This is a genomic window from Mucilaginibacter sp. P19 (assembly GCF_050632265.1).
Lineage (GTDB): Bacteria > Bacteroidota > Bacteroidia > Sphingobacteriales > Sphingobacteriaceae > Mucilaginibacter > Mucilaginibacter gossypii.
On the sequence record NZ_CP192586.1, the window covers coordinates 3,093,560 to 3,116,274 of the forward strand.

Annotated in this window: 16 protein-coding genes and 2 pseudogenes; 10 read left to right on the plus strand and 8 right to left on the minus strand. The window is 44.0% G+C overall.

The annotated features are described in order from the left end of the window. Positions 1 to 39: 39 nt before the first annotated feature. On the minus strand, positions 40 to 1,599 hold the full coding sequence (locus ACQ86K_RS15120) for a RagB/SusD family nutrient uptake outer membrane protein (protein WP_091164065.1): 1,560 nt from the start codon (positions 1,597 to 1,599) through the stop codon (positions 40 to 42). Positions 1,600 to 1,623: 24 nt separating this feature from the next. Continuing rightward, positions 1,624 to 4,815 carry a SusC/RagA family TonB-linked outer membrane protein gene (locus ACQ86K_RS15125; RefSeq protein ID WP_256337367.1) on the minus strand — a complete coding sequence of 1,064 codons (3,192 nt, stop codon included), beginning with the start codon at positions 4,813 to 4,815 and terminating at the stop codon, positions 1,624 to 1,626. A gap of 1,276 nt (positions 4,816 to 6,091) precedes the next feature. Here ACQ86K_RS15125 and ACQ86K_RS15130 point away from each other — a divergent pair. Together ACQ86K_RS15130 and ACQ86K_RS15135 are read left to right on the plus strand one after the other, a co-directional pair. Next, positions 6,092 to 6,766 carry a sialate O-acetylesterase gene (locus ACQ86K_RS15130; RefSeq protein ID WP_431200661.1) on the plus strand — a complete coding sequence of 225 codons (675 nt, stop codon included), beginning with the start codon at positions 6,092 to 6,094 and terminating at the stop codon, positions 6,764 to 6,766. Next, positions 6,712 to 6,984, plus strand: a complete 273-nt coding sequence (locus ACQ86K_RS15135) for a hypothetical protein (protein WP_431200662.1) — start codon at positions 6,712 to 6,714, stop codon at positions 6,982 to 6,984. The genes ACQ86K_RS15130 and ACQ86K_RS15135 overlap by 55 nt, the downstream gene beginning before the upstream one ends. Positions 6,985 to 7,021: 37 nt before the next feature. Here ACQ86K_RS15135 and ACQ86K_RS15140 read toward each other — a convergent pair whose 3' ends face one another. From ACQ86K_RS15140 to ACQ86K_RS15160, 5 genes and pseudogenes are all read right to left on the minus strand, one after another. Beyond that, positions 7,022 to 8,254: an ATP-binding protein gene (locus ACQ86K_RS15140; protein WP_431200663.1), complete on the minus strand. Its 1,233-nt coding sequence runs from the start codon at positions 8,252 to 8,254 to the stop codon at positions 7,022 to 7,024. A 17-nt stretch (positions 8,255 to 8,271) separates the two neighbouring features. After that, positions 8,272 to 9,378: a triple tyrosine motif-containing protein gene (locus ACQ86K_RS15145; protein WP_431200863.1), complete on the minus strand. Its 1,107-nt coding sequence runs from the start codon at positions 9,376 to 9,378 to the stop codon at positions 8,272 to 8,274. Then, the gene (locus tag ACQ86K_RS15150; protein WP_431200664.1) at positions 9,375 to 9,641 is read right to left on the minus strand and encodes a two-component regulator propeller domain-containing protein; all 267 of its coding nucleotides are present in this window, start codon (positions 9,639 to 9,641) and stop codon (positions 9,375 to 9,377) included. The genes ACQ86K_RS15145 and ACQ86K_RS15150 overlap by 4 nt, the downstream gene beginning before the upstream one ends. 66 nt (positions 9,642 to 9,707) lie before the next feature. Further along, a pseudogene (locus ACQ86K_RS15155) lies at positions 9,708 to 9,857 on the minus strand (two-component regulator propeller domain-containing protein); the annotation flags it as partial. Next, on the minus strand, positions 9,854 to 11,203 hold the full coding sequence (locus ACQ86K_RS15160; RefSeq protein WP_431200665.1) for a ligand-binding sensor domain-containing protein: 1,350 nt from the start codon (positions 11,201 to 11,203) through the stop codon (positions 9,854 to 9,856). The pseudogene ACQ86K_RS15155 and the gene ACQ86K_RS15160, both read right to left, overlap by 4 nt. Before the next feature lie 564 nt (positions 11,204 to 11,767). Between ACQ86K_RS15160 and ACQ86K_RS15165 the strand changes: the two genes are divergently transcribed. Next, the gene (locus tag ACQ86K_RS15165; protein ID WP_091164058.1) at positions 11,768 to 12,889 is read left to right on the plus strand and encodes an alpha/beta hydrolase-fold protein; all 1,122 of its coding nucleotides are present in this window, start codon (positions 11,768 to 11,770) and stop codon (positions 12,887 to 12,889) included. 170 nt (positions 12,890 to 13,059) lie between these two features. After that, the gene (locus ACQ86K_RS15170; RefSeq protein WP_091164055.1) at positions 13,060 to 13,443 is read left to right on the plus strand and encodes a hypothetical protein; all 384 of its coding nucleotides are present in this window, start codon (positions 13,060 to 13,062) and stop codon (positions 13,441 to 13,443) included. A gap of 338 nt (positions 13,444 to 13,781) precedes the next feature. Here ACQ86K_RS15170 and ACQ86K_RS15175 read toward each other — a convergent pair whose 3' ends face one another. Beyond that, a complete protein-coding gene (locus ACQ86K_RS15175) occupies positions 13,782 to 16,130 on the minus strand; it encodes a glycoside hydrolase family 9 protein (protein WP_431200666.1) in 2,349 nt (782 codons plus the stop codon). Positions 16,131 to 16,616: 486 nt separating this feature from the next. On the opposite strand from ACQ86K_RS15175, the pseudogene ACQ86K_RS15180 reads away from it, so the two are divergent. The 6 genes and pseudogenes from ACQ86K_RS15180 (at position 16,617) to ACQ86K_RS15205 (ending at position 22,704) form a co-directional block, all read left to right on the plus strand. Then, positions 16,617 to 17,998: pseudogene (locus ACQ86K_RS15180) on the plus strand (alpha/beta hydrolase-fold protein). Continuing rightward, positions 17,934 to 18,527 carry an alpha/beta hydrolase gene (locus tag ACQ86K_RS15185; RefSeq protein ID WP_431200667.1) on the plus strand — a complete coding sequence of 198 codons (594 nt, stop codon included), beginning with the start codon at positions 17,934 to 17,936 and terminating at the stop codon, positions 18,525 to 18,527. Before ACQ86K_RS15180 ends, ACQ86K_RS15185 begins: the two are co-directional and overlap by 65 nt. 38 nt (positions 18,528 to 18,565) lie before the next feature. Beyond that, a complete protein-coding gene (locus ACQ86K_RS15190) occupies positions 18,566 to 19,909 on the plus strand; it encodes a family 43 glycosylhydrolase (protein WP_091164047.1) in 1,344 nt (447 codons plus the stop codon). A gap of 176 nt (positions 19,910 to 20,085) precedes the next feature. Then, on the plus strand, positions 20,086 to 21,120 hold the full coding sequence (locus ACQ86K_RS15195; RefSeq protein ID WP_256337366.1) for an endo-1,4-beta-xylanase: 1,035 nt from the start codon (positions 20,086 to 20,088) through the stop codon (positions 21,118 to 21,120). Positions 21,121 to 21,130: 10 nt separating this feature from the next. Then, positions 21,131 to 21,625, plus strand: coding sequence for a family 43 glycosylhydrolase (locus ACQ86K_RS15200; RefSeq protein ID WP_431200668.1), 495 nt, complete (start codon positions 21,131 to 21,133; stop codon positions 21,623 to 21,625). Continuing rightward, a complete protein-coding gene (locus tag ACQ86K_RS15205; protein WP_431200669.1) occupies positions 21,622 to 22,704 on the plus strand; it encodes a family 43 glycosylhydrolase in 1,083 nt (360 codons plus the stop codon). The genes ACQ86K_RS15200 and ACQ86K_RS15205 overlap by 4 nt, the downstream gene beginning before the upstream one ends. Positions 22,705 to 22,715 lie beyond the last annotated feature (11 nt).

The following is a 22,715-nucleotide window of genomic DNA, read 5'->3' on the forward strand; positions in this document are numbered from 1 at the left end:
ACTTTATACTTTTTAACTGCTATATAAGCAAGTTAAGTATTAATAGCCAGGGTTTTGATGTCCGTTTACCTTAGGGTTATTATCCAGCTCGGCCTGAGGAATTGGCAATAATTCATCCCGGCCTTTCTTGAAATAAGGGAAGGGATCGGTTGTAAAGTATTGCTTTTTCCTCCAGCGAAGAATGTCGATATTTCTTATTTCTTCGCAACCCATTTCTACCATTTTTTCGTGCATAATTGCTTTTACAACATCAGCTTTTGAGCCAACCGGATATTGTGCGGTTGGATAAGGCGGCATTGCAACATCTGCACGGGCCCGTATCATATTAAGATAATTAACTGCGGCGGCAGTATTACCCAACTCATTTTCACATTCGGCCAGCATCAATAAAACCTCGGCATAACGGATAATGCGTTGATTATTGCCGCCCGGGTGGAAACCCGCTGCCGGCAAACCTTCCTTGTAGATGATCATGAACTTACGAAAACTGATCTTTTTGGTTACGCCGTTCATCACTGACGAGTTGCCGTTCTGGTCGCCGTCTGTTAGCACCGACGCACCTTTATTATAAGTGTCGCCCGATTGATAACAGGTGTAGTGAAAACGGGGATCAGATTTGGCAGCACCTGTAGCCGTATTTTCAAACTCATTAATTAATTTATTTGAAGGAATAAGGTTTCTCCAGGCAATTGGGTTATACTCCTGGTTACGCACGGTAGATTGTGCTTCAGTAGGGCTATCACCGCCCCAGTTAAACCCGCCGTCACCTTTATCAACAAATACAATTTCAAAGATGGATTCGCTGTTGAATTCGGTCTCTTCTTCAAAGTTATCAAGATATCTGCTGGTAAGCGTATAGCCGTTTACTCCGGTTGTAGGAATTTTTAAGAGCGCAGCCTTTGCACCTGCATAGTCGCCGTTTTGCATCAGTACGCGGCCCAGCATGGCATTTGCTGCAGAGGCAGTCGCCCGTCCCTTGTCAGTACCTGATTTTTCAGGTAGAACGGCGGCCGCATCCTGAAGGTCCTTTATGATTAGTGAATAAACTTCAGATTCAGACGCGCGGGGTTGAAAATCGCTGGCAGTTTTAACGGGTGTCGTAAGAAGCGGCACTCCTCCCCATTGCGAAACCAGGTCAAAGTAAGCCCATGCACGCAAAAATTTAGCTTCGCCAACCAGTCTGTCGCGCAACGGTCCATTATCGGTTACAACTGGTCCGTTTTGAATAACTACATTCGCTCTGAATATTGCTGTGTACCAGGCATTCCACACCGAGTTCAATACTGAGTTGGCAGGGTCTGCATTGCCATTAAGCATCTGGCCCCTGGGCGCTTCGAGCTGTCCGCCGCCGCTTGCAACCTCATCGCTTCTGAGATCGTGAATAAAGAACCATTCCCTTGATACCAGCCCCAGCGAATGAATAGCAACATATATAGCATTCACGCCTTTGGTTAGCTGGTCGCTGGTTTTATAGTACTGATTGGTTGTTACGTTATTAGGGTCGCTGGTGTTGAGAGATCCCTTTTTACAGGAATTAACCGTAGCCGTTACTATGATAGCTGTAAGGGCCGACCACACGAATATTTTTTTATTTTTCATCGCTGTATCTTTTTAAATTAATCATTAAAAGGTTGCCTGCAAACCCAACTGAACTACTCTTGGCTGCGGATACTGGCCATAATCAATACCGTTGGTGAGGGTGCCGTTACGTGAGCCTATTTCGGGATCGAGACCTTTGTATTTTGTAAACGTCAAAAGGTTGGTTGAAGCCACATAAATCCGGAGCCTGTTAAGCGCGTTATCTGTTTTTGCCCTTAACCATGACGTGGGGAAATTATAGCCAAGCTGCATGTTTTTAATGCGGAGGTATGAGCCACTTTCAATCCATCTTGTTGAAGGCCTTTTGTTTCCGTTCGGGTCGCCGGAAAAGGCACGCGGAATATTTGTACCGGTATTTGTAGGCGTCCACGCGTTTAAAACATTCGTGCCCGCGTTGAAAAGCCTTGGCATACCTTCCAGGATAATCCTTTCGGCGTTAAATATTTTATTGCCGTAAACACCCTGGAAAAATACCACCACGTCGAAATTTTTATATGATGCGCTGTAGTTTAATGAATAGGTAAATTTGGGCAGATAGCTACCTATAAAGGTACGATCGGCATCATTGATAACACCATCATGGTTTACGTCCCTGAATTTGATATCACCCGGAGCCGCCCCTGTTTGCGTGGGTGAATTAGAAACCTCGGCCGCGTTTTGAAAAATTCCGTCAACAATAAGGCCGTAAAATGACTGTACCGGTTGCCCGACCACCGTATTGGTTAGAGGGTTACCGCCACCATAATCCGCATCGCCACCGGCGGTAATTGAGGCATTTGCAGTATTAAGCGTTAAAACCTTGTTTCTGTTCAAGGCAAAGGTTCCGTTAATATCGTATTTAAACTCGCCACTTGTTTTATGATAACCTAAAGTAACTTCAAAGCCGCGGTTCCGCATCGAACCTACGTTTGCTAAAGTACCGGCCCCGCCAAAGCCATAGCTGGGCGGTGTAGGTACTGTCAATAAGAGGTTATCGGTTTGCCTGTTATAAACCTCGGCAGATAGGGTAAACGCTTCCTGGAATAAACCCAGATCCAAACCGATATTTGTTTGCTTGGTTGTCTCCCATGACAGATCGAGGTTACTTAAACCACTGTAAAATGATGCATTTCCAAGATCGGCCAATGAACCGTTGAACGGATAGGTAGCAATATTAGATGATATAGGCTGCAGATAAGGATAGTTGCCCAGTACGGTACCATTAATACCCGTTACACCATAACCCGCCCTAAGCTTTAATGAAGATATTGATTTGATTCCCTTCATGAAATTTTCCTGGTCTACCTTCCAGCCTAATGACGCCGCAGGAAAGCTTTCGTGCTTGTGTCCCGGTGCAAATACAGATAAACCATCCCGTCGGATAGAACCAGATATCAAATATTTACCTTCAAAGTCGTACCCTACACGGGCTACCTCCGATACGAGGAGATTTGTACCATAAGTGTAATTAGTGTAAAGATTAGTCGCGCCATTTAGTGTTCTTACCGTGTTGGTATTTTGATTACCAGAAGATACCTGGTTATCGCCGCGCGAGCTCTGGGCCTCGTAAACTAAAACGGCGTTAACATGGTGCTTGTTGCCGAATGTTTTATCGAAGGTAAGCTGTTGAGAATACAGTTGAGTTGTGCTGGTGCTCCTACCGTAGTTAATAACTGCTGTTGTGGATTTTGAAGTACCACCGTCATCGTAAATAGGCGTGTAAGTATTGTTTTGATTGGTATTGTAGTCAATACCATAAATTGATTTAAAGTTAAGCCATGGGGTAAACTTAAGCGTTGCATAAGCGTTACCATGGATAGTGAAGCCGTGGTTGGTATTATCGATAAGTTTGGCAGCTTCAATTGGATTGGTAGGATCCGATCCGTCGAAGCTATTTTGCGGCCCCATAAACCCTCCTGCGTTGTTGGGATTGTAAATAGGCAGATACGGCTGCATCCTCACCACATTGGTAATAGCGGTACGGTTACCCGCGTCAACGCCATAGCGCTGATGGTTTTCAATAACGTTGAATGTTTCGCCAAATGAAAGGAACTTACTGATGGTATGATCGGAATTAGCACGGAAAGCCTTGTGGTAGGCACTTAGTCCCTGGGCAATACCCTGCTGATCGAAGTAATTGGCCGAGGTGTAAAATCGGGATACCGCATTGCCGCCGCTCAACGCCACATTATGCTGCTGTATTGGCGCGTTGCTTCTAAAATAAGCATCCTGCCAGTTAGTATTGGTTTGGGCAAAGGTTTGAGAACTACCTGCGTAAATCGGCTTATTAAAGTTATCTGGCTGCAGGCGCGGCGGTAAAGCTATTCCAGCAGACCCGTTAAGGGCGCGCTCGTATTGCAAGTATTGCTGGGTGTTAAGCAGGTCATATTTCTTGATAACGTTTTGTATACCGTAATATGAGTCGATAGTAACCTCCGTACGGCTATTATTGTTACCTTTTTTAGTGGTGATGATGATAACACCGTTGGTACCGCGCGAACCATAGATCGCAGCGGCGCTGGCATCCTTCAACACGTCGATACTTTGAATGTCTTTAATATCAACGCCCGTGAGGCTGCCCGGGTAACCATCAACAATATATAAAGGGTCGGATCCGAAATTTACAGAACTGATGCCGCGCAACGATATAATAGCCCCGGTTCCCGGACCGCCATTATTGGTAACAGTAAGACCAGAGATACGGCCTTGTAGCGCTTCGATACCACCAACAGGTACAGAGGCCAGGGTTTTCCCGCTAACTGATGAAACCGCCCCGGTAACTTTGGCACGTTTTTGCGATCCGTATCCAACTACAACTACTTCCTCCAGGTTCTTGGTATCTTTTTTCATTTGCACTTTTAGCTCAGTACCGTTGGTAACCGTGATCTCTTGCTGGGCAAAACCGATTAACTTGAACACGAGCACCGCTGAATTGCCGGGCACTGCTATTTTAAAATTACCGCCGGCGTCAGTTGTTACGCCTTGGGTTGTGCCTTTTATGGAAACCGCGACGCCGGGCAGGGGTTGGTTATCATCATCAGTAACTTTGCCCGAAACGTTGAATGCAGGCTTCATTTTCAAAGCGCCATTTTCATTAATGGTAATACCGTTCAATGAACCTGCCGAACCACGGTTATGCGCAATTGACACCGATGGCATTGCGAGCGCACATCCGGTTAAGATGAGCGTTGCATAACGCCACTTGTTATTATAAATTTTTTGTAAAGAATACTTCATGTTATTAAGGTTTTAAATTTTCGATTCGATTGGGAAAACGTTGGCCTGATTTGCGCTCAGCACAACATTTACCTGCATCGTTTAAGCTCATATGCCTAAAATTATCCTGGTGTCACCTTATGGTAACTACCAGATTTAAATGAACGACGAAACCTATCTGTTAGCTGTTCCGTACTTATCCAGGACCCGAAAATCTCTTTTTTGTCTTTCCATAATTTTTCTTGTTAGTTAATTGATTGATAATTGGTATGTCGGTGTTATTAGTTTTCAATTTCAAACGGTATCCCACGCCGAACCGGGCAGCAAACAACAAATGCCACGAATGCTCCATTATTGGTCAACATGTTTATAATTGGTAATCTGTACGTTGTAATGCCAACAGTACTAATTGTTACAGCCGGCAAAAAGCAGGTTGTAATAACAGGGGTAAAATTATCTTTCGTGGTTGGGCAGGTAGCGCAGTATTTATCTTAATCTTACAACATTTGTTTAAGCAAGTTCCCTATAACAGGGTTTCCTTTCAATGTTAAAACATTTTTCCGGCATGATATATAGCACTTCCCAACGTCTGTTTTCGGGATTAATAAAAAAACAAATTATTGATTATCAAATACTTAAATACAAATAAAAACCAAAATAAGTTAAAGACAAGTGCTTTTTGTTAACAGAAACCGGCACCGGTTTGTTAATTTGCAAACAAAAACACCGTCAACAACAATCGATTGCGGAGCGTGCCCGAAATACGATATTTAGATATTGTTAAAACAATAAATTTTATTGATTTATAGCGATAGAAATAATAAATATTTACAGCATACACCAGCTTACAGGAAACAAATAAGGACAGCCTCGCGCTGTCCTTACAACCAATTTTAAAAAAGAAAAGTAATAAGGGTGAGGTATTATATCTTGTAAGTACACCGATAAAGTATTTGCGCATTAAGGCAAATGCTACAAATAATTGTTGATCATACCAGTAAACTTTGTTAAGGTTATGGAGTTCACGATTAGTACATCTCGAACAATCAAATGTATTAAAGGTTGTAAACTTTAAATGACACGCATGTTGAAAAGGTTAACACATTGGTTTACTAAACGCACAATCGCTCCCCCATTTCCAACTTATTGCTGTTCATTGTAGACTATTGCAAAATGCCCTAAACAACTGTTATAACAACTTCAACAATTGTTGTAATAGTATGACTATAGGTTGACCTATTTTTATCGGCAAGCCGGCCGCCAATTTTGACTGCCGCGAAACCTAAAAGAACATCAAATGAATCTAAGGATCTTTTCTCTTGCCCTGTTGGCAACCGTAGTATTATTTGTTGGTGATGCATCTGCCCAAAACAAAAAGTTTTATATTTTTTTGTGCTTCGGCCAATCAAATATGGAAGGTAACGCCCGCATACAGCCACAGGATACCGTAGTTGATCCGCGTTTACAAATACTGGAAACTGTGGACTGCCCTAACCTTAAACGGGCAAAGGGCAACTGGTACACCGCCGTACCACCATTGGCACGCTGCAATACCGGCCTCACCCCTGCCGACTACTTTGGCCGTACCCTGATAGCCGCTCTGCCTCCTGATGTAACAGTTGGTATTGTGAACGTATCGGTAGCTGGTTGTAAAATTGAATTGTTCCAGAAAGACAGTTATAAGGATTATGCAGCCACCGCACCTTCCTGGATGGTGAACATGATTAACGAATATGGAGGCAATCCCTATGTCCATTTGGTCGAGATGGCTAAACTGGCACAAAAATCCGGCGTGATTAAAGGCATCTTGCTGCACCAGGGCGAATCTAACGCAAATGATACACTTTGGACACTGAAAGTAAAAGGCATCTATGATATGCTATTGAAAGATCTTCACCTAAAGGCCAAAAAGTTCCTTTGCTGGCTGGCCAGCTTGTTGATGAAGACCAGGGCGGCAAGTGCGCTGCTATGAATCACATAATTGATAAGCTTCCTGAAGTTATCCCCAACGCATATGTGATCAATTCAATTGGCTGCCCGGCTGCATCAGATAAGCTGCACTTCACTGCTGATGGCTATCGAATTTTAGGCACACGATACGGATTACAAATGCTCAATCTGTTGGGTTACAAGGCACCGGCCACTACCAATCCTTTACCTATTCAAACAACAGGGAATACCGGCAGGTAATATCGATATTTTTCTATCCGATAAAATGAAAGCTTACTTAAGCCACACTTTTGACATCTATTTTTTTCACCCGGTACCCGGAAGGCAGAACATTATATTTTGCCTTGAATGATTTGGTAAAATAATGAGGCGTCGAAAAACCGATGGAGTATGCTATCTCTGCAATGGTCAAATCGGTTTTTTCGAGCAATATAGCTGCTTTGTCCAGTTTTATGGAGCGGATAAATTCTACAGGCGGCTCACCGGTTAGTTCGGTGATCTTACTATAAAATGATCCCCTGCTCATACTAAAATGATGGCTGATCTCCTCGACGGAAAACTTAGGGTTGTTGATGTTTTTCTCAATATACATCACCACATCTTTAATGAACCGTTCTGACGAGGATTCGATATCCATGTCTGCCGGGATAACTTTTATCTTCTTCTGATAGGTTTCTTTAAGCGACTTATTTAGATGAAGCAGGTTTTTAATTTTGATATTCAGGATATCGAAGTTGAAAGGTTTGGTCAGGTAATCGTTCACGCCCAACTCCAGCCCTGCGAGTTGCTCCTTCTGGCTGGTCATCGCCGTTAATAATATAATTGGGATATGGCTGGTCCTTTTATCAGCCCTAAGTTTACAACTTAGCTGGATCCCATCCATATAAGGCATGCTGATATCACTAACTATGAGGTCGGGATGTACGGCAAGTGCTTTATGCCACCCTTCACGGCCATTAGCTGCCTCCGAAACTTTGTAAGTTGCAGCCAGGCTTTCGGACAAGTATTGCCTCATTTCATCATTATCTTCAATAACCAGGACATGCAGCTGGTTAACACCAGTGGCAATCGCCGTCTTCGGTTTACTGTTCTTGTCATCGTCGATAACGATTGGGGCAGCCTCGGGCGTATTTTGCCCATGCATTGCTGTCTCTGAAAGATTAATTACAGGCAACGAAATTGATAAGGAGAAAATTGAGCCTTTGCCTAATTCACTTTTCACACCAATCTCGCCGCCATGCAACTGCACAAGCTCGCGTGTTATCGATAAGCCTATCCCGCTTCCCTGGTTAAGTATGGCAGGCTGGGCATCTGCCTGATAAAACCTGTCAAAAACATGCCTAACCTGCTCGGCTGCTATACCGGTACCTGTATCCGCAACCGAAATACCCAAGCGGTATGAATTGCCGTCTTCCGATATAACAGGGGCGGTAACTTCAACAGTAATTTGCCCGCCAGGCATCGTAAATTTAAATGCGTTGGATAGCAGGTTAAATAATATTCGCTCCACCTTATCATGATCAAATTTTACAAATAACCTTTCACCGGCAGTTTTAAATACTGTAACAATTTTTTTCTATTGGCCAGGTCATAAAACGAATCCACTACTTCGCGAACAAAAGAAATAAATTCCCCTTCAACCAAATTCAACTTAAGCTCATTCTCTTCAAGTTTCCTAAAATCGAGCAGTTGGTTAACCAGGTTAAGCAACCTGCGCGAGTTTCTTTTAATAACGCCTAATTGTTCGGTAACAGGCCCGCTGTTAGGCTGCTCCAAAAGCTTATCAACAGGCGCCATTATCAAAGATATCGGTGTCCGGAATTCATGGCTCAGGTTGGTTAAAAACTTAATTTTCATCTCATCCAGCTCATGACGGGCTTCAGCTGCTTTACGTTCCTGCTCATCGTGCAATTTCTTTTTAAGCTTTTTAACCCCCTGCCTGCGGATGAGCAACAACACGCCAAAGGCCAGCAAAACATAAAGCACATAAGCATATACAGTCCTCCAAAAAGGCGGCTTCACTATAATTTTCAAGGATGTACCGGTATCATTCCATTTTCCATCATTATTGGATGCCCGTACCCTGAATGTGTATTCTCCCGGATCAAGGTTGGTATAACTGGCCGTTGTGGATGTTCCTGCATTTTTCCAGGTATTGCTAAATCCCTCTAAAATGTACGAATACCGATTTTGCTGTGGAAGGGTATAATTAAGTGCCACAAAGTTTATGGAGATGTCTTGTTTATACTTTATGGTGATCTCTTTTGCCTCACTGATATTAACAGGCAAGGGGTTATCACGGTTGGGCGAAATACGTTTATTATCTATACTCAGCGTAGTAAACACAACCGGCGGCAGGTTTTTATTAAGCCTTACATCTGATCCCTTAAAATAATTGAACCCGTCTACCCCGCCAAAGTAAAGCGTGCCATCTGCGGCAATAATACCCGACCCGTTTAAAAAAACATTGTTTTGAAGCCCGTTATCGTTACAATAAACATAAAGTTTCTGATCAGCCGGGTCAATTCTTCCAATACCCTGGTTTGTACTGAACCATATATTATTGGTTTTATCCTGCAAAATTTTACAAATTACACCGTTTGGTAACTGGTTATTGTATTTAAACGGGGTTATTTTTTTAACCGATGATCATAAAAGAAAAGGCCATCGCCATTGGTACCTATCCACATATTGCCGTTAGTATCGCGTTTTAAAGACAACACCTCTGCTATAGGCAGACCTGTATTGATTGGATTAAGTGTGTCGAACACTTTGGTAGCCGGGTTATAAATAGCGATACCCGTACCATATGACCCGATCCACATCTTACCGTCGTTATCCTCTTCAAAAGCCCTGATGTAGCCATTTGATGGCATTTTATAGCCTTTTACGGACACTAAAGCGGGTTTAAACCGCCGGAAGCTATCAACCTTGGCGTCAAAAATATCGATACCTGCACCGTTAGTACCTATCCATACATTACCAAAGCGGTCTTCCTTAAAGCAGAAAATGTTATTTTGACTGATATTTAGCTTTCCGGTACCGCTGGTGAATTGTGTATAGCCATTGTTTGCGGTATTGAGTTTAAAAAGCCCGTGGCCGAATGTTCCTATCCAAAGTTGTTTTTTTGATCCAACAACATAGCCAAAACAGGCAGGCCTGCCGAATTTATTTTTTCCTTAGGCTGGATTGCGATATGAGTAAAACGGTTGGTTTTGTTGTTGAAAATACTAAGGCCGCCGCCGTCCGTTCCCACGTATAGTTCATTGTCATTTTTTTGCGCGAAAGATGATACGATTGGCGCGCGTAAACCATAAGGGTCTAACTCGGTTGGTTGCACATAATTAAACAATGTGAGGTTTTTGTCGTATTTATTGATGCCGCCCATATAGGTACCCACCCAATAAATGCCTTTAGGGTCGATATAAATGCTTCGGATAGATTTACTGTTAAGACTGTACGGATCTCGCGGATCATGACGGTAACGGATGGATTTACCGGTGTGGATATCCATAACATTCAAACCGCCTTCGGTACCAACCCAGATGTGGTCTTTATCATCAGCGGCAATGCTGTAAACTATGTCACCACATAACGATTGCTCATCTTTATCATTATAGCAGTAATTAACAAAGTGTTCACCATCCTTATCCAGGCGGCTTAAGCCATTAGCTGTACCTACCCACAAATTGCCCACTTTATCCTCCGAAACTGTCATTACAACATCCGAGGGTAAACTACGGGTATCGTTTTTTTGATGACGGAAGGCTTTAAAACCTTTATGCGTATCATCATATAAATACAAACCTAAATTGGTGCAAACCCACATCCTGCTGTAACTATCCTCAAAAATATAACCCATGCTTTTAACCGGTATCAGCCCTGGTTTGCCTGTCCCGGTTTCAAAATGGCTGATATGCTTACGATCGGGACTGATCACATCAAGGCCGTTTACCGTTCCCACCCAAATCTCATTTTTATCGTTTGCACAAACGGCGGTAATAACACCCTGGCTTAAACGCTGTCCTTTTAAGGGCGAACTAAAGCTTTTGAAATCATCCGCCACCTTATCGTAATAATATAAACCAAAACCGATAGTGCCTACCCATAGCGTACCGGCACGGTCTATACTGATACTGCTTATTTCGTAGGAACCTGGCTCTACCTGTCTTTTGGCACCCAATGTATAAACTTTAAACTTCCTTCCGTCATATCTGTTCAAGCTTTCGGAGGTGCCTACCCACATCATCCCGTTATTATCTTTTACGATGGCGTTTACGGCGTTACCCATCAACCCTTGCCTGGTGGTTAATGCGGTAAATTTCAGGTTAGGCGCTTGAGCATTTGCCAGGAAACTGAGGTTGGCCAAAACGACTAAGGTGAGTATAACGCGCACAGTGCCTGCCAGCACCGTATTGATCTTTTTGCGAATACACAAATCGGGTACAGAATGCATCATAACAAACATTGTTACTTTTTTTCCGGAGCGGGTAATCCGCAGAAAAAAATTGTTGATGAACTATGGTTTTAAAATTGGTGTGATTGATGTCTTCGAACAAACATCATTATCCAAATCTACATTTTATGATGATGAAACAGGCAAACATTTGTTCAAAGAAATAACACACTTGTTCAATTGAACCTGTAATTATTGTACAAAAGTACATATCGACCAATTTGCGGCAACGATATTGCCCGACCTGCTATCGACAAATGTTGTAAAATTATGCTAAAAACTGCGCGCCTTGTTTTTGACATAAAAATACTTTTATTATAAAAAAAGCCGCCTAAAACAACAGTATAGCTATTATAAATTATTTTTAAATATTTCACCCATGATCAACTTTTCATAAACAACGAAAACGGGCTCCGGTAAAAGTAAAACCAAAGCAACCACCAAAATATGTGTAATAAAAACAATTAACCATGATTTAATCCATTTATCGCATTCCGATGTTTTACCGGCTCAAGACAACCCCGGTGCTTCATTATATCCACAATTTATAAACCTCAATATTCTATTATGAAACCAAAATGTTTACTTGCCTTGTTGGCCGTTACATGTGCCTCCAGTCTCTGCATGGCACAAACAGCTTCAATTGCCGAAGATTTCAAACCATCAACTTTTAACCAGCCGGGACAAGAGTACCCACAGGTAAACTCGCAAGGCTACGCGCGCTTTCGTATTAAGGCTCCACAGTCCGACAGCATAAAAGTCAGCCTTGGCCTTGGCGGGCGCGGGGGCACCAAACTCACAAAAGGAGCTGATGGGTTCTGGACCGGCACTACAGAAGGCCCGATGGATGAAGGATTTCATTACTACCACTTAACCATCGATGGCGGGGTATTTAACGATCCGGGCACATTAAATTTTTATGGATCCACACGTTGGGAAAGCGGCATTGAGATCCCCGCACACGACCAGGATTTTTATGCGCTTAAAGATGTTCCGCATGGCAATGTACAGCAGATCCTTTTTCCTTCAAAAAGCACTAATACCCAGCGCAGGGCTTTTGTTTACACGCCACCAGGGTACGAAAAGGATAAATCAAAAAAATATCCGGTACTATATCTGCAGCATGGCTGGGGCGAAGATGAAACCGCGTGGAGCAACCAGGGCCATGCCAACCTGATTATGGATAACTTAATTGCAACCGGTAAAATACAGCCATTCATTATTGTAATGACTTACGGCATGACCAACGACGTGAAGCCCGGCCCTGGCGCATTTAAAAGTTTTAAGATTGATCACTTTCAAACAGTTTTAACTGACGAGCTTATCCCCTACGTTGATGCAAGCTTCCGCACACGTGCAGACAGGGCTCACCGTGCGATGGGGGGATTATCAATGGGCGGTATGGAAACGCATATGATAACACTAAACAAGCCCGAGCTTTTTGCCTATTATGCCCTGCTTAGCGGCGGAACTTATTCGCCGGATGAGCTTAAAGACAAAACCAAACCTAAACTGATATTCATAAGCTGCGGCAGCAAGGAACGGCCCGATGGCGTTAAAAATGCCGTGGTTGCCTTAAAAGGTGCGGGATATGACGCGGTATCTTACATTTCTGAAAACACCGCACATGAGTTCCTGACCTGGCGCCGTAGTCTTTACGAACTTGCGCCTTTGCTTTTTAAAGAGTAAATACCAATTACATTCACATGGCCATACACCAAGAAGCCCTGCCGGCAAAATGCCAGCAGGGCTTCTTGGTATAAACAGTCCTCTAAAAATAAAGTATTTAAGGTTGGTTATTTTGATATATCGAAATAACCAACCTTTTTTGCATAATTAACGTTATTATTACTAAACCGATGGCTGAACGATATCCAAGGACTGACAAAGACTTTTTAATCGAATCGATAGTAGGTTTAAAAGACGTTACAGATCGACACACTTTAGCAGGTTTTGCAGATATACCGAACGAAATCTTATACAGGCGTTTCTTTCAGCTAATTGATTTCTTGCAAAAAAAACAATTAACCAACGTCATTAAATACAATGGTCTGTCAGATATAACTATTAATAGTGAGCTAAAAAACTCTGATCTTAACGATGCTGGATTTTATTTTTTACAGTATGCATTAGGGAAATGGGAAAGTCGTTTCCATAAGGATCAAGGAGATACTAAAGAAAGTGAATTCATTGAAAAATGGTATAAGGTATTTGTTAAAAACAATCCTGATCTCTTTTTTTAAATTTACTTTTCTTAATGATCTTGTCTATGAAAAATTTAAACTTCATTTGGTGATTGTACTTAGGTTAAATCCACCTCCCCGATCCCTTTATTCGAAATCGGGGAAGTGATTGTTTAATTTGAAATAATGCTCCTTTAACTTGTTAATTATGCTGACCTAACTGATTAGCAGCTCCTGACAAAACAATGTACTGCGCACAGCCGGCTATTGTAACTTCATTCTCCCCCAGAAAAACGGCCAGTCTTCCTTATTCTCCGGAAAATCGGGTTTAAGCAGCAGGATACCGGGTACTACGCCACCGGCAATAAACCTGAAGTCAGCCCGGTTATTACCGTAGGTTACTTTTTTGAACGTACACCGACAGCCGATACAAACGAAAGATTGGAATAAGGATGGCACCCGAAGATATAATTCAAGCCTTTGTAAACATATTCCGGACCGATTATATTAGGGAAATACTTATTGGCGTAATAGTTGGTAATGGCGTAATTGATCACCTGCCCGCTACCACCCCAGCCACCTGGAGTAACCGGCACACCATAGGGATTTTGTTTATCGTACTCATCACATGAAGCCTTGTACTTTTGCATATAGGCTGCGATTTTATCCTGGTAATCTTTATCCATATAAGGGTAAGCGTGCAGCGCGCTTATCATAACAAAGCCGGGAAAGCGATCAAGCATCGGCATAATCAGCTTTTTGAAATGATCTGCATACTGTTGATCTTTGGTTGTGATATACAATTGGAGCGCGGCAAGCATTTCGTTACCGGCAAGGAACCTGTTACGTGCCCGGGCAGCCGAGTCCATGTGCATTTTGAGGCTGTCATCTTCGTGCCAGAGTTTCAAGGCACTTTGCAAACTTTTAGCAGACAGTGTATCATTGTACCCTTTTAACGCCCTGCTGGCAGCGGCAAGGGCGGCGGTAGTCTGGTAGTCCAGTGCTATATTCCTCGTAGTGAACGCCCATCTGTCATCCATGGTACCACTTGATTTACCGTCGGTTTGGTAGGGCTTGAGCGAGGCGTTATAAGGCAGGTTATCTGTTTCGTTAACGGCGTCGCCGAGGTGATGATACTGGTGCAAATTAGGCACTATGATTCCGCGCGCCGGGTGGCCAATGTTCACGACCTGTGCCACCAGGTTAAGCGTACCGTGTTCGATTTGCTGTAAAAGATCAGGCTTTCCGTCGGGGCGGTGTATATCTACATATCGGGTTGGGTAATCTACATATGTTTCGTCGCGATCGATTTTAAAATTCTCCCAGGCTTCAACAAAATTCAGCACAACGCTGCAGTGCGATGGCGTTTCAACATCAAAATCGCCGGCGTCAAACCAACCGCCAACATTAAGCCCGGGGATCCGTTCAAGCGGTTTATATTTGGTATCAGTAGTTGGCCCCATCTGGTACGTATCAAAATGCTGGTGGTTTGGAGGCGCCTGCAAGGCATCATCAAGGAAAGGCGCGCCATGCCATACGCGGTAGGCCTCGTTAACCATCATGTGATCCATCTGAACCGGGAACCAAACATCCATTGTAGGATGCCCTATATTTTCATAAACATTTGCATTGATGGGGAAGGCATTAGTTTTTTGGTCGCCGTAGGCTATCACATATAACCCGGCCTTTTTCACACTGCTGAAATCAAATTTCAAATAATTATAACGGGTAAATTGCCCCCAGCGCTGCACGGCTGTTTTAAGCCGCTCAATGTATTTCCCATCGGGAGTTACCTCAAAAAGTGTGGCGGTTTGTAATGGCGTGTCATTTTTATCCAGTTCTATTACTGCTGTCTTTTGCTGCTCGGGGCGGTAACCTACCTGCGAAAACTCAATTACGGGCGCACGCTTCCAACCAGGTACTGCATTTGGCTCAATATACCAGGTTAATACTTTGCCCGTTTTTCCTGCCGGCAATAAACTGCGCACAATAAACCATCCATTTTGCGCAAGGCTTCGGCCGTCAAACAACTTAAGGTCGGCATCAAACGATTGAATTTTAATGGTACGCTCAGGATCTTCGGGCGCCATCACCAGTGTTTTACCGGTAGCCAATGGCGCGGGCTCGATAAATTCGTTGCGGCCACGATCGTCAAATGTGCCGTGGCCGGCAAACTGCGGGATTTTTTGGCTTGAAGGAAGCATTTTTGTTAAACCTGCCGGGTACAGCGGAAACTCGCCCGGTTTTCCATCAATCAAAAATGTTTTCTCAAAGTAAGCAGATGGTATAATTTCCAGGTTGAAACCTGCCCTGCCTGCTAACTTTTCCGGTACCGGTTTATCAAGGAACAAGTTCAATTCAACGCCATTGCCTTTCGGCATAACGGTGATCCTGGAATCAAAATCATAATCGGCGTAACGCATGGTAACATCAATTTGATGGTTGATGCTATCAACCTTACGGTTAACCAGCGTGGGCACCAGGTCCCATTGCTCGGGTGTGTTTTGCAGCCGTACCGCGCCGCCTGTAATTGTACGCACGCCGTGGTGTATCAGCTCAACACCTGCTGTTTTTTCGTCCTGAAAGATCCCGTTATACTGGTTACTGAATACGAGGACATTTACGCCGGGCGTTTCGAAATAACCCAACTTGTTTAGTTTTAGTTTTTGAGCCGTGCCCCGGAGGGATGACAGGCAAAAAATTAATGCCATCACCATCATGACCGGCTTCGGTAAGTAAATTTTCAATTGCATGGTTTATAAGATTTATTAAAGAAGTTTATTAATCGGAATACCGATTACGGACCGTACGAAAGTATCCGTACAAAAAATGGTTTGCTACCACAATCCAATATTTTGATACCACGAATGTATCTGCATGGCTTCGTTCCAAAAAATGCTATATGATTGTTACAATCAGCCGCAACCAACCGCCGCCGCAAGCATTCCAGATATCCAAAACAAACTGGCCATCAATACAATTAACTATTCAAAAAGAAGAATAGCGGGCGTATTTTCCGGCTTCCTATCCACTTACACAAACCGGGTTGACGGTTCATTTTTCAGGTCTTAAACATTCGTGCTATCATTATCATGATTTGTGTTAACCGCGGCAAAGTGCTTGCCCTACTTTCGGGTATTCCTCAAACGAGCAAAAACTAACACAATTTAACCCGCTTTAGCGTCCTTAATCCGAAAGGCAATCAGTTTAGCGGATTAACTGACAACAAAATTATGAAGAAGATAGCCTACCTCACCGTCATCGGCATTTTGCCTGCCTTGCTGGCCCTTTCACAGCCAGCTCTTAAACATTCACCGGCCGGTTTCGACACTTATCGCGCTGGTATAGCACACGGAAAATTAGACACCGTTACCTACAACTCAAAAACAGTTGATTCCAAACGGCGCGCGGTAGTTTACCTGCCGCCTGGCTATACCGCTAAAAAAACATATCCTGTTTTGTACCTGCTACATGGTATTGGCGGCGATGAATTTGAATGGCTTAACCAGGGCACGCCCCAGGTGATATTGGATAACTTGTATGCCGATAAAAAACTGGAACCAATGATCGTTGTGTTGCCCAACGGCCGCGCCATGAAAGACGACCGTGCCACCGGCAATATAATGGCCCCGGATAAAGTTGCCGCGTTTGCAACTTTTGAGCATGACTTGCTGGATGACCTGATCCCATTTATTCAAAAAAATATCCAGTTTATACCGACCGCGAGCATCGGGCACTGGCCGGATTATCAATGGGCGGTGGTCAGTCACTTAATTTTGGGCTGGGCAACCTGGATAAATTTGCCTGGGTTGGAGGCTTTTCGTCGGCACCCAACACTAAAAAACCAGAAGAGCTGTTACCTGATCCCGATGCAGCTAAAAGCAAACTTAAGCTGCTTTGGATCTCCTGCGGCGATCACGACGGGTTAATGTCGTTCAGTAAACGTACCCACGATTACCTCGAACAAAAAAATGTGCCGCATATCTTCAATGTCGAGCCGGGAATCCACGACTTTAAAGTTTGGAAAAATGATATTTACCTGTTCTCGCAGTTCCTGTTCAAACCTGTGGATATCGATAAATATAACATGATGATCTCGGGCGGCCCTGCATCTACCAATATCAGAGGCTCAAAATATCCTTTTATCCAGCCCGACCACCGGGTGCTTTTCCGTGTCAAGGCGCCGGATGCTCAAAAAGTTCAGGTTGACCTTGGCAAGAAATATGACATGGTAAAAGACACGGCCGGTTATTGGACAGCTACAACAGATTCAATTGGTGAAGGCTTCCATTATTATTCGTTGATTATAGATGGCGTTGCTACAACCGATCCCTCCAGTCAAACTTTTTATGGCATGGGGCGCATGGCGAGCGGCATTGAAGTACCTTTTGACGGCGGCGATTATTATGCTATTAAAAATGTTCCCCATGGCGATATCCGCATCAAAACTTATTTTTCAACCGTCACCAAATCATGGCGAAGATTGTTCATTTACACTCCGCCCGGTTATGATGCAAGCCAGGTTAAGTATCCTGCATTATATATATTACATGGCGGCGGCGAGGACGAGAACCGGCTGGGCAACCCAAGGCAAAACCGATATGATCATGGATAACCTGATTGCGGCCGGGCAAGCGAAACCCATGTTAGTGGTAATGCCCGATGCCAATTTCGGCGGAGGTTTTGGTGAAGCCGGCCTCAAAACCTTTGCAAATGAAATAAAACAATGCATTATTCCCTTTATAGAAAAGAATTACCGGGTTAACCGTACCGCGCAGGGCCGTGCCCTGGCCGGGCTTTCTATGGGCGGGCTCAACACGCTATATACAGGTATCTACAATACTGATACATTCAGTTACCTCGGTGTATTCAGCTCGGGGTGGATTTTACCTGCACAAAACAGCATCGCTGACACGCAGTATGACTTTATGAAGAAAAATGCCGCCAAAATCAACAGCAACCTAAAAGCATTCTGGATTGCCATGGGCGGCAAGGAGGATATCGCGTATAAAAACTGCCAGGTTATGCTGGGCAAGCTGGACGAGATGAAGATAAAACATAGTTATTACGAGTACCCTGGCGGCCATACCTGGCCTGTTTGGCGAAATGATCTTTACAAATTTGCCCCCATCCTGTTTAAATAATTAATGATCAAAAAAATCAGATCAAAGACATTCCGTTCATGAAAAATATTAAGTTCTGGCTATTGCTATTCGGATCAGTACTGGGCTTCACCGGGCGATCCATGGCGCAAAATCCATTGATCAGGGACCAGTTTACGGCCGATCCCTCAGCCCGCGTTTTTGGCGACAGGGTATATGTTTATCCCTCGCATGATATTAAGGCAACACCCGGCCATGGCCGCCCTGGTTGGTTTTGCATGGAAGATTACCACGTTTTTTCATCAGCAAACCTCACCGACTGGACTGATCATGGCATGATCATCAGTCAAACAACAGTGCCCTGGGCCGACCCTGCTTCGTACAGCATGTGGGCTCCCGACTGCATTTTCCGCAACGGCAAATATTATATGTACTTCCCTACTACCATGAAAGGCAGCGAAAACGGTCGCGGCTTTACCATTGGTGTTGCCGTGGCCGATAAACCTTATGGACCGTTTATCCCACAGCCGGAACCTATAAAAGGGGTGCATGGCATCGATCCTAATGTATTTATTGATAAAGACGGACAAGCCTACTTGTATTGGGCACAGGGTAACCTGTATGCTGCAAAACTTAATGAAAATATGCTGGAACTTGCTTCAGAACCAATAATTTTAGCCCAACTGCCTGATAAAGGGCTGAAAGAAGGCCCTTACCTGTTTGAACGCAATGGCATTTATTACCTCACCTATCCGCATGTGGCCAATAAGATTGAGCGACTGGAATATGCTACCGGCAACAACCCGATGGGGCCTTTTAAATTTGCAGGCGTGATCATGGATGAGTCGGCTTCCGGCTGCTGGACCAATCATCAGTCAATCATCCAGTTTAAAAATCAGTGGTACTTGTTTTATCACAACGACGACCTATCGCCGAATTTCGACAAAAACAGATCGATAAGGTGCGACAGCCTGTTTTTTAACGCCGACGGAACGATCAAAAAAGTTATCCCAACCCTACGTGGCGTGGGGATCACCAAAGCCTCAGAAAAAATACAGATAGACAGGTATAGCGATAAGGACAGTACCGTTAAAATCTCCTTTCTTGATACCGCAAAAAGATTTGACGGCTGGAAAACTACGTTCAACAATGCAGGTAGTTGGATCCGTTACAATCGTGTTGACTTCGAAAGCAAAAAGTTTAAAGAATTGCAGATCCTGGCAAATGCAGCAAGTAAAGCAACTATAGAAGTGCGGCTTGGCGATCCCAATGGACGTATATTGGCTTCGGCAAACATTGCCGAAGGGAACGATTGGCAAGTTATACAAACCCGCCTCGCTTCTCTCCCATCTAAAACCGCCAACCTGGTAATAGTATTAAAAAGCGGCACCGGCGTTAATATCGACTGGATAAGTTTCAAATAAATTAAAATCACACCTGCAACTGATCCAACATGAAATTTATAACGATTACAACATTAAAATTTCCGATGTTACTAACGGGATTTGCCGCTCTGGTATCCTTTACGAACCGACAAGCACTACATCATAATACAGATTATGGCCGGACTGCAGTCTCATCACATAAGGCTGATAAAGGTTTGAAAGATTATTACCGAAAGTATTTTCCTATTGGCGTAGCTGTTAACATGGCCGCGATAAACGGACCTGAAGCAGAACTGATTGCAAAGGAGTTTAACAGTGTTACGCCGGAAAACGATATGAAAATGGGACCCATTCATCCGCGCGAAAATGAATATAACTGGAAAAACGCCGACGCCATTGTAGCATTTGCGCAAGAGCACCACATGAAAATCAGGGGCCATAATTTGCTTTGGCATGCGCAGGCACCTGCATGGATGTTTAAAGACAGCACGGGCAAGCAGGTAAGTAAAGATGTGTTACTGAAGCGGCTTAAGGATCATATTACCACGGTAGTCAATCATTTTAAGGGTAAAATATACGCGTGGGACGTAGTTAACGAAGCCATTGATGATAAACCCGACAACTATCTGCGTAACTCATTATGGTACCAGATCTGCGGCGAGGATTTTATTGCCAAAGCGTTTGAATATGCCCATGAAGCCGACCCGGAGGCCCAGCTTTTTTACAACGATTACAACAGTGAGGTTCCATCCAAACGGGATAAGATTTGTAAATTGCTCAGGAACCTTAAAGACGCCGGGGTGCCTGTAACAGGAGTAGGTTTGCAGGGCCACTGGAAATTAAATGACCCCAGTTTGCAACAAATAACTGAAGCTATGGATAAGTATGCAGCACTTGGATTAAAGCTGCAGATCACGGAGCTGGATGTTACGGTACGTACTGGCCCACCGCGTAAAGCAGGCGATCAAACGCTAACGGATTCCGCTTATACGGAAACTATGGCCGCTCAGCAAACCGAAAGGTATAAGGCCATTTTTGAAATATTCAGGAAATACAAAAAGGTAATAACCGGGGTTACATTTTGGAATGTGTCAGACCGGTACAGCTGGCTTGATTTCCGTGGTGGCGGTATTGCCGGAGGCGCAGCTGCGACCGAGGGCACAAGCCGCAAAGTTATCAAAGCCTACCCGCTGTTGTTTGATGAAAAACTTCAGCGAAAAAAGGCATATTGGGAAGTGGTTAACTTTTAACGTAAAATGAATGAAAACAAAAAATATCGCATTTCTTAAACTGACAGTTACCTGCCTTTTATGGCGACTGGCAATTATGCCTTTAAACGCGCAAACAGCACAAAATCCTATCATATATGCAGACGTTCCGGATGTATCGATGATCAGGGTTGGCGATACTTATTATGCAAGCAGCACCACAATGCATCTTAATCCGGGGCTGCCAATCATGAAATCAAAAGATTTGGTGAACTGGCATATCGTGAGTTACGCGTATAATACGCTTGATGGTGGGGATGCCCTTAACCTGGCAAACGGAGCAAACGCATATGGCAGGGGCTCATGGGCAAGCAGCTTGCGTTATCATAACGGTACTTTTTATGTTTCCACATTTTCGGGCACTACCAATAAAACCTATATCTACGCCACAAAAAACATTGAAGAAGGCCCATGGAAAGAAATGTCCTTTAAACCGGCATTACATGACCACTCGCTTTTTTTGATGATGACGGCAAAGCTTATATGATCTATGGGAGCGGCAAGATCATGCTGGCCGAACTGAATGATGACCTGTCTGGCGTCAATCCTGATAAAAAACTGCAAATCCTGATCGAGAATGCAAGCGCTGCTGCCGGTCCCAATATTGGTTTGCCTGCCGAAGGCTCACAACTGTTCAAAATTAAGGGGAAATATTACCTTTTCAATATCAGCTGGCCTAAAGGGGGAATGCGTACCGTTTTAATCCACCGGGCCGACAAGTTGACCGGTCCTTATGAAGGGCAGGTAGGGCTTCAGGATAAAGGCGTGGCCCAGGGCGGGCTTATCAATACCCCAAAAGGCGATTGGTATGCCTATTTATTTCGTGATTTTGGCGCCGTTGGCCGGGTGCCGTACCTGGTACCGGTTACCTGGACAGATGGATGGCCTGTATTGGGTATTGATCACAAAGCACCTGATACGCTGGATTTACCTGCAAATAAAAGCCTGATGCCGGGTATTGTATCCCCGGATGAATTTAGCCGTAAAAACGGCGAGCCAGTGCTGCCGTTGGTATGGCAATGGAACCACAATCCGGACGATCAGTTATGGTCGTTAAAAAAGCGGCCCGGCTACCTGAGATTGACCACCGGGCGACTGGACAGCACAGTACTATCGGCACGTAACACATTAACGCAGCGCACTATTGGCCCTCAATGTTCAGGAACAACTTTAATTGATGTCGCCAATATGAAAGATGGAGACTTTGCAGGTTTGGTTTTACTGCAAAAAAAGTACGGCTTCGTTGGTGTAAAATCAGATCATGGATCCAAACAAGTAGTTATGATCAGCGCACAATCCGGATCGGCTATTGAAGCGGCCAGTATACCTCTAAAGCAAACAACCATTTACCTTAAAGCAAGCTGCGATTTTACTAACCGGGCAGATAAAGCCTACTTTTTTTATAGTCTCGACGGGCGCAAATGGGAACCTATTGGCACACCGCTGCAAATGGTTTATACCCTCCCCCATTTTATGGGATATCGCTTTGGCCTGTTTAACTATGCAACCAGGCAATCGGGCGGTTATGTTGATTTTGATTTTTTCCACATCAGCAATGCACAATAAAACAATTATGC